The organism is Streptomyces fodineus (assembly GCF_001735805.1).
Lineage (GTDB): Bacteria > Actinomycetota > Actinomycetes > Streptomycetales > Streptomycetaceae > Streptomyces > Streptomyces fodineus.
Map to the genome: position 1 here is coordinate 2613874 of NZ_CP017248.1, position 13615 is coordinate 2627488.

Below are 13615 nucleotides of genomic sequence, written 5' to 3' on the forward strand. Positions count from 1 at the left end.
CTCCCCCGTCCCCTTCGCGTGAGCGGCTCGCGCGCGCACCGGGCCCACGAAGCGCCAATCCGGCCGGAAGATCAACCGGTTGGAGGGTCAGCTCACGGAGCACGCCGCCTCAGGGGCGGCCGCCACCGCCTCGTCCGCCAGGCGTACGAGTTCGGCGACCGGCATCGACCCGGCGGCCCGGCGCTCCCGCGCGAACCGGTTGGCGAGGCGCTGGAACAGCTCGTTCAGCGGGGCCCGTACGCCGTGCAGCCGGCCGAGGAGGGCGATCTCCCCGTTGAGGTAGTCGGCCTCGATGGTGCCGGTGCCCCGGGCGAGGGACTGCCAGGAGGAACCGCCGCCGCGCGGGCCCTCGTCCAGTGGCACCAGGGTGACCTTGCCGTCGCGGGCCTCGCGCTGTTCTTCGGCGCCCGCGTGGGCGATGCCGGCCGCGTCGAGCACGGCCTGCCCTTCGGCCCGCACGCGCGCGAGCAGGGCATGCGCGGCCTCGTCGGCGGCGGGCCCGCACAACGCTTCGAAGGCGGTGCCGAGGTTCCAGAGCAGCTTGGCGTACTGCCAGCGGGCCACATCGGGCACGACCGGTGCCTCGAAGTGGGCGTCCGCCAGGTCGGCGGCGATCCGGCGGGCGGTGTCGTCGGTGCCGTGCGGAAGGCGGCCGAGGTGCAGGATGCCGGTGAGCGGACTGCCGGCGGCGGAGACGACGCCGGGCTCCACGAAGGTCGAGGGCAGCCAGACGCAGACGCCGTACACCCGCCGGAAGCGGCGCAGTGCGAGCCGCCCGCTCTCCACGCCGTTCTGGAGGCACACGAGCGGCAGCCGCTCCGCGGCCGTGCCGCCACCCGCCACGGGCACCTCGGCCCAGGTGTCCAGTGCGGCCACGGTGTCCTGCGTCTTCACGGCGAGGGCGAGGACGTCGCCGGCGCGCAGCTCGCCGAGCGGGGCCGGCCCCTCGACGGCGGGCAGCCGGTACGTCGACTCCCCTTCCGGCACCCGTAGTCGCAGCCCGTGTTCCGCCAGTGCCGCCAGATGCCGGCCGCGCGCCACGAGGACGACCTCGCGCCCGGCCTGGGCCAGCCGCCCGCCGACAGTCCCGCCGACCGCTCCGGCCCCGATGATGATGTAGCGCATGCAACAGAGCCTCGCACACGCGTGCTTGACCCTGCCCTTGGGGCAGGCAGCAGCGTGCGGGGCATGGACTGGTGCGCGGGCTGGTCCCGCACCGGCCGGAGGGCCGACGGTGGACGCTCACGCTCCCGGAGACGTCAGCTCCACGAGTTTGACGACCGTGTTCCAGTTCCGGCTCGTGGCGATCAGGTCCTTGGTCAGGCGTCGGCGGGACAGCGCCTCGGCGAGCTTGGAGCGGCCGAGGCCCTCGGGGGCGTACAGGTACAGGCAGCGGTCGCCGAGCCGGAACTCCTCGGGGAGGTGGGCGGCGGCGTCGATCTCCGCGAAGCGGTCCGGGGTGACGGGGGCGGAGAAGTACGTGACGTGCAGTTGCCTGGGCTCCAGGCCGGTCACCGGGAACGGGCAGGCCTCGACGACCGCCGCGAGGTAGGCGTGGTCGCGCACGAGCACGTCGACGGGGAAGCCGAACCGCTCCTCGATCGCCCGGGTCAGCTCCGCCGCCAGCGACTCCTCGTCGCCGCGGCCGGTGGTGAACACGGCCTGGCCGCTTTGCAGATGGGTCCGTACGCCGGTGAGGCCGAGGCCGGTCAGCAGCGTGCGGAGGTCGGCCATGGGCAGCTTCTTGCTGCCGCCGACGTTGATTCCGCGCAACAGCGCCGCGTAGGTCGTCATCCGCCCACCCTAGAACGGCCGTCGTGCCCCGTGGGGGCGGGCACGACGGCCGGACCCGCCCGGGGCGGGACTGCGCGAAACTCTCGCCGATGGGCGGGCACTGGATCAACCTCTACACGCACCTGTGACTTGTTCAACAAACATTCGTAATCACAAACCGCCGCGCCGGCGGCAGAACGGACAACCCACGTCCTCACCGGCGGCGATGACCCCGAGACGCGTCCCCGAGTCCGGCGGATAGGTGTAAGGGGCCGCTGTCCTCCCCAGTGGTGACGGACGGGCCACCGAGTTCACCGGGCAGCACGACGAGACGCGTTTATCCGGCTCATACGGTCGATGCGGAGCAAACGCAGTGGTGGCGGCAGGGGGCCGGCACCGGACACGAGGGGGAAGGCCCGGGATGGGGAACAGGGACGCGCGGGTACGGGGACTGGCCGCCCGCGCCGGCGGCTGGAGCGCCCGGCACCGCTGGGCGGCCGTCGGCATATGGGTGCTGTTCGTCGCACTGGCGATGGGGCTCGGCTCGGCGGCGGGCCGGGTCGATGTGGACGAGGGCAACCAGCTCAAGGGCGAGACACACACCGCCGCGCAGATCATCGACGACGCGGGGATCAAGCAGCCGGCCGGCGAGACCGTGCTGATCCAGTCCCGGGACGCCGGAGCGACGGCGACCGGGACCGAGTTCCGGGCCGCCGTCGCCGATGTGGTGAAGGCGGTGCAGGGCACCGGCAAGGTCACGGCCGTGACCTCGCCGTACGACACCCACACCATCTCCCGGGACGGCCGCAGCGCGCTGGTGCAGTTCGACATGCGCGGTGACGCCAAGACGGCCGTCAGCCGGGTCGAGCCGGTGCTGAACGCCGTCGCCGGGGTGCAGAAGGCGCACGGCGGCCTGCGGATCGAGGAGATCGGCGGCGCCAGCATGCAGAAGCAGTACAAGGACGCCTTCGGGGACGACTTCCAGCAGGCCGAGTACTCGGCGGTGCCGGTGGCGCTCGGCATCCTGCTGATCGCCTTCGGGGCGCTGGTGGCGGCGCTGCTGCCGGTGGCCCTCGCGATCACCGCGATCATGGCGACGATGGGTCTGATGGGCATCGTCAGCCATCTGCAGCCGATGAGCGACACCGCCAACTCCGTGATGCTGCTGGTCGGTATGGCCGTCGGCGTCGACTACTGCCTGTTCTATCTGCGCCGCGAGCGCGAGGAGCGGCAGGCCGGGCGGGACGCGGGCACCGCCCTGCGGATCGCCGCCGCCACCAGCGGCCGGGCGGTCATCGTCTCCGGGGTCACGGTGTGCGTGGCGATGGCGGGCATGCTCTTCACCGGGCTCGCCGAGTTCGAGGCGATGGGTCTGGCCTCGCTGATGGTGGTCGCCGTGGCCATGGTCGGGTCGGTGACGGTGCTGCCGGCACTGCTGTCGCTGCTCGGCGAGCGCGTCGAGAAGGGGCGGATCCCGTTCCTGAGCCGCGGGCGCGGCAAGCGGGCCGCGGGCGAGGGCAGCCGGTTCTGGACGGCCGTGCTGCGGGTGGTGCTGGCCCGGCCGCTGATCTCCGTGGTCGTGGCGGCCGGCGCGCTGCTGGCGGTCGCGGCGCCCGCGCTCGGCATGAAGACCCAGCAGCTCACCCTGGACCAGGAGTTCGGCAAGTCGCTGCCGATCGTGCAGACGTACAACCGGATCAACGACGCCTTCCCGGGCGGCAGTGAGCCGGCCCAGGTCGTCGTCAAGGCCAAGGACATCAACGCCCCCGAGGTACGGCAGGCGCTGGCCGACTTCAAGCAGCAGGCCATCGCCTCGGGCGCCTCGCGCGGCCCGGTCGGCATCAAGCTGCACGACGCGCAGAACGTCGCCCTGGTCTCCGTGCCGCTGGTCGGCGGCTCCGACATGGACCAGGCGGTCAAGAGCCTGGACAAGCTGCGCGACGAGGTCCGGCCCGCCACGCTCGGCAAGGTCGACGGCGTACAGGCCCCGATCACCGGGCAGGTGGCCGGCAACCACGACTTCAACGACCAGTTGCTCGGCTCCGTCGTCCCGGTCTTCGCGTTCGTGGTCGTGTTCGCCTTCCTGCTGATGCTGCTGTCGTTCCGCTCGCTGACCGTCGCGATCACCTCGATCGTGCTCAACCTGCTGTCGGTGGGCGCCGCTTACGGCATCCTCGTCGCCGTCTTCCAGCACGGCTGGGGTGCGTCGCTGGTCGGCGCGGAGGGGGTCGGCGCGATCGTGACCTGGCTGCCGCTGTTCCTCTTCGTGATCCTGTTCGGGCTGTCGATGGACTACCACGTGTTCGTCGTCTCCCGGATCCGTGAGGCCCGGATGCGCGGCCGCAGCACCACGGACGCGATCCGGCACGGCGTGGTCACCACGGCCGGCGTCGTCACCAGCGCCGCGGTCATCATGGTCGCCGTGTTCGCGATCTTCGGCACGCTGTCGATGCAGTCCATGAAGCAGATGGGTGTGGGCCTGGCCGCGGCGGTCCTCATCGACGCGACGGTCATCCGCGGCGTGCTGCTGCCGGCCGTGATGGCGCTGCTCGGCGAGCGCAACTGGTACCTGCCGGCGTGGCTGCGCCGCCTTCCCGACCTCACGCATGACGAGGCACCGGAGGCGGTTGCGTCCGGGCCGGTGCGCGAGGCGGCGGAGCGGCTGCCGGTCTGATCCGGCGCGCCTGCCCTTCCAGGGGGATCGTGCGCGGGTGCGGGGCGTGGGGGACTGGGCACACAGCTCCCCACGCCCCTTCGGGGCGCCGCCCCGCCGCTACTCCCCCGCGCGGGCTTGCAGTTCGGCCTCGATCAGGTCCGCTGCCCTGCGCGTGCCGCCCTCCTCGGCCATCTCCGTCTGGATGTCCCTCAGGCGGCGGGCCACCTCAGGGTCGTCCACCAGGGCCAGCGCGGTCTCGCGGAGGCGGTCGGCGGTGGCCTCCTCGGTGTCCAGGCGGCGGGCGACGCCGAGGGACTGGAGCATGTCGGCGTTGCCGAACTGGTCGACCGCCTGCGGTACGGCGATCATCGGCGTGGCGGTGGCCAGCCCCTCCTGGCTGCCGCCGGCGCCCGCGTGCGTGACGAACAGGTCGGCCTGCCGGAGGATCGCCAACTGCGGTATCCAGCCGTGCACTTCCACGGTGGGCGGTAGGTCGCCCAGTTCGGCGGGGTCCACATGCCTGCCGATCTGGAGGACCAGGTGCCAGCCGGGCAGGTCGCCGAAGGCGCGGACGCACTCACGGTAGAAGGCGGGCTGTTTGGTGAAGGCCGAGCCCAGGGACACCAGCACGACCTTCTCGGCGCCGGCGGGCCGCCGCCAGTCGCCCTGGTCGGCGCGGTCGCCCTGGCAGGCGCCGACGAAGGTGTGGACGCGTTCGTCGACACGGTCGGCATGCGGCTGGAGTGCCTTCGGGATGAGGACGATCGAGCGGGCCGGGCGTCCGGCGAACGGGTCCGGATGCCGGGTGATCCCGTTCTCCGCGAGCCAGGACTCGAACTTGGCGTAGTACGCCTGCCCGCGCGGGGTCTTTCCCGGCTCGGCCCACATCGGCTCGGCGACCTCCTCCTCGTACCCCTCCCAGGCGACGAGGTTCGGGGAGAGGGAGATCGCCGGGACGCCCCAGCGGTGGGCGAGGACGCGGGCCGGGTAGGAGGCGATGTCGTGCAGCACGAGGTCGGGCTCGTCGCCCGCGTAGGCCTCCACGAGCTGCGGAAGCGCCTGGATCGCGTCGTCCAGGAACGGCTCCACGTTGTCCAGCAGCGTGGTCCCCCAGGCCTCGGGGCCGGCGTCGGGTCCGGGCAGCGTGGAGGTGTACGGCACGGGCCGGGCCCCGGTGGCGGCCACCTTCTCGGCGAACGCCGGCGGGATGGCGTACGTGACCCGGTGGCCCCGGGCGACGAGTTCACGGATCACCTCCAGGCTGGGGTTCACATGGCCGTGCGCGGCGATGGAGAACATCGCGATGTGGCGGGGAGTGGTCATGACGTGCACCGTAGGCGAGACGATACGTCTCGTTCAACGTGTTTAACGTCCGTCCGGTGGCGGGACGGCAGGGGAACCCGCACACCGAGGCCGCCCGCAACACGCTCGGCTGCCTGGTGTCCCCACCCGGTCTGATTGACGCGTTCATGGTCGTGAGCTCCGATATCCCGTCAAGGGACCGCGCACACAGCCCGACCTGTACGAATGCGAGACTGGCCGGAGAGACCCGACCGGAAGCGGCACGGAGGCACGATGGACGAGGCACGGGCACGGGACGTACTGGCCACGGCGGGAGTGCTGCCGGGCCCGGCCCGGGACGCGGCTCTCCTCGCCCTCGGCGAGAACGCGGTGTTCGCCGCCGGCGACCTCGTGGTGAAGATCGGCCGCGACGCCGAGCTGCTCCAGCGGGCCCGGCGCGAGCTGGACATCGCCGGCTGGCTGGCCGAGGTGGGCGTGCCGGCGGTACGGGCGGCGGAGCCGAAGCCTCGGCTGGTGGACGGGCACCCGGTGACGGTGTGGCACCGGCTGCCGGATCCGGTACGGCCCGCCGAGCCGGCGGATCTGGCGCGGTTGCTGCGGCTGGTGCACGCACTTCCCTCTCCTCCTTTCGCCTTGCCGCCCCGCGAGCTGCTGGGCGGTGTGGAGCGCTGGCTGCGGCTCGCGGGCGACGCGATCGACCCCGGGGACGCGGCCTATCTCCGGGCGCGCCGGGACGGATTCGCGGCCGCCGCGGCTGCGCTGACACCGCAACTGCCGCCGGGGCCGATCCATGGCGACGCGCTGCCCCGCAATGTGCACATCGGACCCGACGGGCCGGTTCTGGTGGACCTGGAGACCTTCTCCGCCGACCTGCGCGAGCACGACCTGGTGGTCATGGCCCTCTCCCGCGACCGGTACGGGATGCCGGCCGAGGCGTACGACTCCTTTGTCGAGGCGTACGGGTGGGATGTGCGGGAGTGGGCGGGGTGCGGTGTGCTCCGCGGGGCGCGGGAGACGGCCAGCTGCGCGTGGGTGGCCCAGCACGCGCCGAGCAGTCCGAAGGCGCTGGCCGAGTTCCGGCGGCGGGTGCGGTCGCTGCGGGACGGGGACGAGACCGTCCGCTGGTACCCGTTCTGACAGCTGGACGGGAACGGCTGCCCGCTGTCTACACCGGCTGGCTCTCGGTCAACTCCCGCAGCGGCCACGTGCCGTCGATCACCGCGTCCGGCTCCCCCTTGCGCCGCAGGAACGCCTGGAAGTCCGCCGCCCACTCGGCATACCACTCGATCTGCCGATGGTGCAGGTCGGCCGGAGTCAGGGAGGCGATCTTCGGGTGACGGTCGGCTATCGCGGAGGCGAGGTGCGCTGCGGCGAGGGCGTCGGCCGGGGCCGTGTGGGCCGCGTCGAGGGCTATGCCGTACTCGGCGCAGACCGCCTCCAGGTTGCGCTTGCCGCGGCGGTAGCGGTCGACCCAGCGGTCGATGGTGTAGGGGTCGATGACCGGCGCGGGCGGGGCGCCGCCCAGACGGTCGGCGAGGGACGGCAGGGCGTGGCGGCGCAGTTCGGCGGAGAGCAGGGTGAGGTCGAAGGCGGCGTTGTAGGCGACGACCGGGACGCCCGTCTTCCAGTACCCCACCAGGACGTCGGCGATGGAGTCGGCCACCCGGTCGGCCGGGTGACCCTCGGCCGTCGCCCGCTCGTTGCTGATGCCGTGCACCGCCACGGCGTCGGCCGGGATCTCCACGCCCGGATCGGCCAGCCATTCGCGGCGGCCCATGGGCTCACCGGCCCTGACCTCGATCACGGCGGCGGTGACGATGCGCGCCTCACGCGGATCGGTCCCGGTCGTCTCCAGGTCGAAGCCGATCAGCAGCTCCCGGTGCCAGCCCATGGGCGGCCCCCCTTCTTGGTGGTGCTTTCCCCCAGTGGCCTCCACCCTCGCACGTGGCACTGACAATCCGAGGCTCGCCTTCCGCTTACGCCGGCGGACAGTTCAGGACACCGGGCGCGAATCCGACCACGTCAGCTCGAATTCCTCGCGGTATGTCGGGAAGAGTCCGGCTTCGCCCATGTCATGCGACTTGACCAGCTTGCTGCCGTTGCGCAGCACCAGCACCGGCGACTCCATGCCGCGCGCCCCGCGCAGATAGGACTGCACCACGGCGATGCCGTCGGCGCCGTCGCCGTCGACCAGGTAGGCGGTGAAGCGCGGTGTCTCGTCGTAGACCTGGATCTCGAAGGCGCCCGGGTCGCGCAGCCGGGAGCGGACCCGGCGCATGTGCAGGATGTTCATCTCGACGGACCGGCTCAGTTCGCCCCGTTTCATCCCCAGTTCGCGCTCGCGGCGCTTGACCGAGCTGGAGGCGGGGTTGAGGAAGAGCAGCCGTACCCGGCAGCCGGACTCGGCGAGCCGGACCAGACGGCGGCCGGAGAAGTTCTGCACCAGCAGATTGAGGCCGATGCCGATGGCGTCGAGGCGGCGGGCGCCGCCGAAGAGGTCCTCGGCGGGGAACTGGCGCATCAGCCGCACCCGGTCGGGGTGCACGGCGACCACGTCCGCGTACCGGTCACCGACCAGGTCCTCGACCGCGTCCACGGGCAGCCGGCGCGCGGAGGGCACGTCACCGCCGGCGCCGAGCGTCTCCAGCAGCCGGGCGGAGGCGCGCTCGGCCTGGTTCAGGACCGCCTCGGACAGCGCACGGTTGCGGGAGACGACGTTGCGGGTCACCTCCAGCTCGTCCAGGGCGAGTTCGAGGTCCCGGCGCTCGTCGAAGTACGGCTCGAAGCACGGCCAGTGCTGCACCATCAGCTCCCGCAGCTGCGGGAGGGTGAGGAAGCTGAGCACATTGTCGTCGGCCGGGTCGAGCAGGTAACCCTTGCGGCGGCTGACCTCACGGACCGCGACCGCGCGCTGCACCCACTCCTGCCCGGCCGGACCGGCCGCGGCGACCACCCAGTCGTCGCCGTGGACGGGTTCGTAGATGGGGCGCAGCACGGCGGCCACGACGGCGCGCAGCCGCTGCTCGACGAGGTTCAGCCAGATGTAGGCCCGGCCGGCCCGCTGGGCGCGGGTGCGCACCTCGCGCCAGGCGTCGGCGTCCCAGTCCAGCTCCGGCCCGATGGACCCCGCGTCCATCGGCCGGGCCAGGGACACCGCGCCGGGCGGGACGTCTGTGGAGTTCCCCTCGTGACCCTCGTCACCAGGGGGCAACTCCAGGCCTCCCGAGCCCACCCGTGCACCGCCTTCCGCTCCCCCGGGCCTTTCCCAGTCTCAACGATCAAGGAAGGGTACTCCGCGAGGGGTCGGCGGTGCAGCCGGATGGACAGGTCGGTTTCTCAACTGCTTTCCTCAACTACGCGGCCCCCAATGGCCGTTCTGCCATGCCAGGTCACGCGGAGTGAGCGGATTCATAGCGGTCACGTCCCGCGGCACGATGGCGAAGCCCTGCCAGTGCACCGGCATCGGCTGCTGGTCCTCGTCCCGCGCGATGTGGTGGAAACCGACGTTCATCCAGATCACCGGGTGGGTCAGGGCCTGTCCGCCGACCCATGCGTCGACGGATGCGGGGTGCCCGCGGTCGCAGGCCGCGTTGTCGCTGGCGAACAGTTCGCACGGGTTGTACTCGGTGACGTAGAGGTCGTGCTTGGTGAAGCCGCGGCCGAGGTACTTGGTGGTGGGTCCGGGGACGATCTCGTACGAACGGGCGTGCCCGTCCTTGTTCTTGCCGGTCGCGCTCACCACCCGCCACCAGCGGTAATCCTTCAGGTCGGCCGCCATTTCCCTGGTGACCCCGGTGCGGGTGGTCTTGGTGGTGGGGCCCTCCTGACCGCCCGCGCGCGGGCTGACGGCCGAGTCGTACTGCTCGACCTTCGCCTTGGAGGAGCCGTCGAGGCCGAAGTCGAGCCGCCAGAAGACGTTGTGGCTGTGGCTGGTCGCGTAGGCCTTGGCACCCTTGCCGATGGGCCAGCCGCGGCCGTCACCGGCGTCGTAGTCGTCCCAGGACAGACTTCCGGTCGCGCCGACGTTCATGGCGATCATGCCGTCGTCCTGGAAACGCCACTCGGTGATGTACTCGTACCAGCCGACCTGGTTGACGGTGTAGACGAGGAAGTCCTTGCCCTGGGCCTGGTAGACCTTGCCCGCGCCGAGGTCGTCGTGCAGGCGGTAGGCGTGACCACGGGAACGGGTGGTCGTACACAGGCCGTTGACGTTCGGGTGCTGGGGGTCCACGGCGTCGGGGACCTTGACGGTCTTGATGGTGCCGCCGGGGCACTCGGCGGGCGAGAGGTTCATCAGCGACTGGGCGAAGCCCTCGTCCGTCAGGTCCTGGTACTCGTGCTGTCCGTCGTCGTAGGGGACATGGATCTGGGCCAGCCTGGCGCTGTTCAGGACCTTGATCGGTTCCGGCTCGTCCTTGGGCTGGTAGCTGATCTTCTCCAGGACGAGACCGGCCTTGCTGTCGTAGTGCCAGCACATGCGCCAGGTCGTGCCGGTGGACAGCTTCTGTTCGATGCGGTAGGCGGCACCGCAGTCGGCCGCGGGTGCGGCGGTGGCCGTTCTCGGGCGGGCGGCGGCCGGGCCCGCGGCGGTCGTCGCGCCGGCGGCGAGGGCGGCCACGGTCAGTCCAACGGCCGCTGCCCTGCGGGCACGCCGGATTCCGTACTCGGGCATGACGAAATGGCTCCCTTACAGGAGGTACGGATACGAGGAAACGTCCGGTCAGCCGCGTTCGAGGGCGGCGGCCTTGCGCGCGCTCAGGTCGATCACCAGGGACCTGGTGTCGATCCAGGGCCCGTTCCTGACCTTGGTGAACAGCCGGACGCACCGGTGCACGCCGCACTGGTCGAGTACCGCGGGCTGGGCTCCCGGAGCGGCCCGGTAGATACCGCCGCCGAGCAGCAGCTGGTCCGGGGAGGTGAGGTCCCGGCCGGTGGCGTCCTTGTAGTCCGCCTTCAGGCCCGCGCCGAGCGGGGCGGCGATCAGGAGCCGGGCCGCCTCGGCGTTCTCGGCCCGGCTCGGCGGCGGCTGGACGCCGCGCTGGGTGCCGGTGCGCTCGACCTTGCCGGTGTCCAGGTCGACGGTCTTGGTGACGAGGGTGTCGTCGCCGTAGTCGTAGAACGTGATGTCGGCCCGTCGTGGCGCGGCGGGATCGTCCGCCTCGCCGGCCTCGGGTTCGGCGAGGTCGACGCTCAGGCGCTGCGGCCCGCGGCCGCCGTCGACGTTCTCGCCCGTGTTCAGCAGCTGCCGGTTCAGCGCGATCTGCTCGGCCCGCCGGATCTCGTCGTCGGTCAGCGGGTCCCGGCCGCTGCCCTTGCGGCCCTCGGCGGGCGCCTGCTCGACGACACCGGGCCGGACCGCGTCCGCACCCGGACCGCCGCCTCGCGCGCCACCCGAGGTGTCCGCCCCCGCCGTGCCCGGCAGGGTGATCGCGACCACCGCGGCGGTCCCCACCGCCGCGAGGGCCACTCCTGCCACTAACATGCCCAGATGGCGGTGCACAGTCTCACGCACATGTCCCCCTGATCCCGTGGTCGTCCGGGAGTACGTGTTGCCCCACTGGTTCGGCGCACTGCGGGTAAGAGATCCGCCGTGTGCGCTGGTCGATGGGTAAGAGGGACGCAAGTCACGGGAGGTTCCGTCACTTTCGGGGAGACTCGGGGGCCAACGCGCCCCCAGGGCGGCGGCACACCTGGGAGAGTCGTAACCATGCAGGTCTGGCCTGGAGAGGCGTATCCGCTCGGCGCCACCTATGACGGCGCCGGAACCAACTTCGCGGTCTTCACGGAGGCCGCGGACCGAGTAGAGCTGTGTCTGCTGCACGACGACGGCTCGGAGACGGCGGTGGAGCTGCGCGAGAGCGACGCTTTCGTGCGGCACGCGTACGTGCCGGGCGTGATGCCGGGACAGCGGTACGGGTTCCGGGTGCACGGCCCGTACGACCCCGGGCGCGGGCTGCGCTGCAATTCGGCGAAACTGCTGCTCGACCCGTACGCGAAGGCCGTCAGCGGCACGGTCCGGTGGGGCGAGGAGGTGTACGGCTACCACTTCGGCGCGCCGGACCGCCGCAACGACCTGGACTCCGCCCCGCACACCATGGCCTCGGTGGTGATCAACCCGTACTTCGACTGGGGCGACGACCGGCCGCCGCGCACCGGGTACCACCACACGGTGATCTACGAGGCTCATGTCAAGGGCCTGACCATGCGCCATCCGGGCCTGCCGGAGGAACTGCGCGGCACGTACGCGGCACTCGCGCATCCGGCACTCATCGAACATCTGACCAAGCTCGGGGTGACGGCGCTGGAGCTGATGCCCGTTCACCAGTTCGTGAACGACCACCGGCTGGCCGACATGGGCCTGAGCAACTACTGGGGCTACAACACCATCGGCTTCTTCGCCCCGCACAACGCGTACGCCTCCTGGGGCGACCGCGGCCAGCAGGTGCTGGAGTTCAAGTCGGCGGTCCGGGCACTGCACGAGGCCGGGATCGAGGTCATCCTGGACGTCGTCTACAACCACACCGCCGAGGGCAACCATCTGGGTCCCACGCTGTCCTTCAAGGGCATCGACAACCCGCGCTACTACCGTCTCACGGACGACCCGCGCTACTACATGGACACCACGGGCACCGGGAACTCGCTGCTCATGCGGTCGCCACACGTGCTCCAGCTGATCATGGACTCGCTGCGGTACTGGGTCACCGAGATGCACGTCGACGGCTTCCGCTTCGACCTCGCGGCGACCCTGGCCCGGCAGTTCCACGAGGTGGACCGGCTGTCGTCGTTCTTCGACCTGGTGCAGCAGGACCCGGTGGTCTCCCAGGTGAAGCTGATCGCCGAGCCCTGGGACGTGGGCGAGGGCGGCTACCAGGTGGGCAACTTCCCGCCGCTGTGGACCGAGTGGAACGGCAAGTACCGGGACACGGTACGGGACCTGTGGCGGGGCGAGCCGCGGACGCTGGCGGAGTTCGCCTCGAGGCTGACCGGTTCGTCCGACCTGTATCAGGACGACGGACGCCGCCCGCTGGCCTCGATCAACTTCGTCACCTGTCACGACGGCTTCACGCTGCACGACCTGGTCTCGTACAACGACAAGCACAACGCGGCCAACGGCGAGGACAACCGGGACGGCGAGAGCCACAACCGGTCGTGGAACTGCGGGGCGGAGGGCGAGACCGAGGACCCGCAGGTGCTCGCGCTGCGCGCCCGGCAGATGCGGAACTTCGTCGCCACGCTGATGCTGTCCCAGGGCGTGCCGATGATCAGCCACGGCGACGAGTTCGCCCGCACCCAGCGCGGCAACAACAACGCCTACTGCCAGGACAGCGAGCTGTCGTGGGTGTACTGGCCGGAGTCCGCGGAGAGCGACCTGCTGGAGTTCACGCGCGCGATGGTGTGGCTGCGCCGGGACCACCCGGTGTTCCGCAGGCGCCGGTTCTTCCACGGCCGCCCGGTGGAGGGCACCCACGACGAGCTGTCCGACATCGCCTGGTTCACTCCGGAGGGCGCCGAGATGACCCAGCGGGACTGGGACTCGGCGCGGGCGTCCGCGCTGACGGTGTTCCTGAACGGCAACGCGATCTCCGAGCCCGGCGCGCGCGGGGAGCGCATCACCGACGACTCCTTCCTGCTGATGTTCAACGCCTCGCCGGGGCCGCTGGACTTCCTTGTGCCGGTCGACCACGGCCGCCGGTGGCAGGTGGTCGTCGACACGGCCCACCCGGACGGCGTGCCGCCCGGCTCCGGGACGAAGGTCGACGCGGGCGACCGGATCACCCTGCCCGACCGCAGCCTGACGGTGCTGCAGCGGCCGACGTAGGGGGGCGAGCGCCGAGTGTCGGTCGAGTTGCTCGCTCCGTCCATGGCGTAGGCCGGATGGGCGAG

The 13615-nt window shown here is 71.5% G+C and carries 9 protein-coding genes and 1 pseudogene; 3 read left to right on the forward strand and 7 right to left on the reverse strand.

Annotation, left to right across the window (positions count from 1 at the left end; translation table 11 throughout):
- Window positions 1-87: 87 nt before the first annotated feature.
- Window positions 88-1125, reverse strand: a complete 1038-nt coding sequence (locus BFF78_RS10595) for a ketopantoate reductase family protein (protein WP_069778073.1) — start codon at window positions 1123-1125, stop codon at window positions 88-90.
- A 117-nt stretch (window positions 1126-1242) separates the two neighbouring features.
- Window positions 1243-1794 carry a DUF1697 domain-containing protein gene (locus BFF78_RS10600; RefSeq protein ID WP_069778074.1) on the reverse strand — a complete coding sequence of 184 codons (552 nt, stop codon included), beginning with the start codon at window positions 1792-1794 and terminating at the stop codon, window positions 1243-1245.
- Between the two features lie 400 nt (window positions 1795-2194).
- On the opposite strand from BFF78_RS10600, the gene BFF78_RS10605 reads away from it, so the two are divergent.
- Complete coding sequence (locus BFF78_RS10605; protein WP_069778075.1) at window positions 2195-4447, forward strand: MMPL family transporter; 2253 nt, start codon at window positions 2195-2197, stop codon at window positions 4445-4447.
- A 99-nt stretch (window positions 4448-4546) separates the two neighbouring features.
- Here BFF78_RS10605 and mgt read toward each other — a convergent pair.
- Window positions 4547-5789: pseudogene (gene mgt / locus BFF78_RS10610) on the reverse strand (macrolide-inactivating glycosyltransferase).
- Window positions 5790-6004: 215 nt separating this feature from the next.
- On the opposite strand from mgt, the gene BFF78_RS10615 reads away from it, so the two are divergent.
- Window positions 6005-6868 carry a phosphotransferase enzyme family protein gene (locus tag BFF78_RS10615; RefSeq protein ID WP_069778077.1) on the forward strand — a complete coding sequence of 288 codons (864 nt, stop codon included), beginning with the start codon at window positions 6005-6007 and terminating at the stop codon, window positions 6866-6868.
- A gap of 28 nt (window positions 6869-6896) precedes the next feature.
- On the opposite strand, the gene BFF78_RS10620 is transcribed toward BFF78_RS10615, so the two are convergent.
- From BFF78_RS10620 to BFF78_RS10635, 4 genes are all read right to left on the reverse strand, one after another.
- Window positions 6897-7622, reverse strand: a complete 726-nt coding sequence (locus BFF78_RS10620; protein ID WP_069778078.1) for a 3'-5' exonuclease — start codon at window positions 7620-7622, stop codon at window positions 6897-6899.
- A gap of 102 nt (window positions 7623-7724) precedes the next feature.
- Window positions 7725-8963, reverse strand: a complete 1239-nt coding sequence (locus BFF78_RS10625; protein WP_069778079.1) for an SAV2148 family HEPN domain-containing protein — start codon at window positions 8961-8963, stop codon at window positions 7725-7727.
- Window positions 8964-9080: 117 nt separating this feature from the next.
- A complete protein-coding gene (locus BFF78_RS10630) occupies window positions 9081-10403 on the reverse strand; it encodes a copper amine oxidase (RefSeq protein WP_069778080.1) in 1323 nt (440 codons plus the stop codon).
- 48 nt (window positions 10404-10451) lie between these two features.
- Entirely contained in the window at window positions 10452-11243 is a 792-nt protein-coding gene (locus BFF78_RS10635) for a Tat pathway signal sequence domain protein (RefSeq protein WP_069778081.1), read from the reverse strand.
- A gap of 195 nt (window positions 11244-11438) precedes the next feature.
- Between BFF78_RS10635 and glgX the strand changes: the two genes are divergently transcribed.
- A complete protein-coding gene (glgX, locus tag BFF78_RS10640) occupies window positions 11439-13550 on the forward strand; it encodes a glycogen debranching protein GlgX (protein ID WP_069778082.1) in 2112 nt (703 codons plus the stop codon).
- Window positions 13551-13615 lie beyond the last annotated feature (65 nt).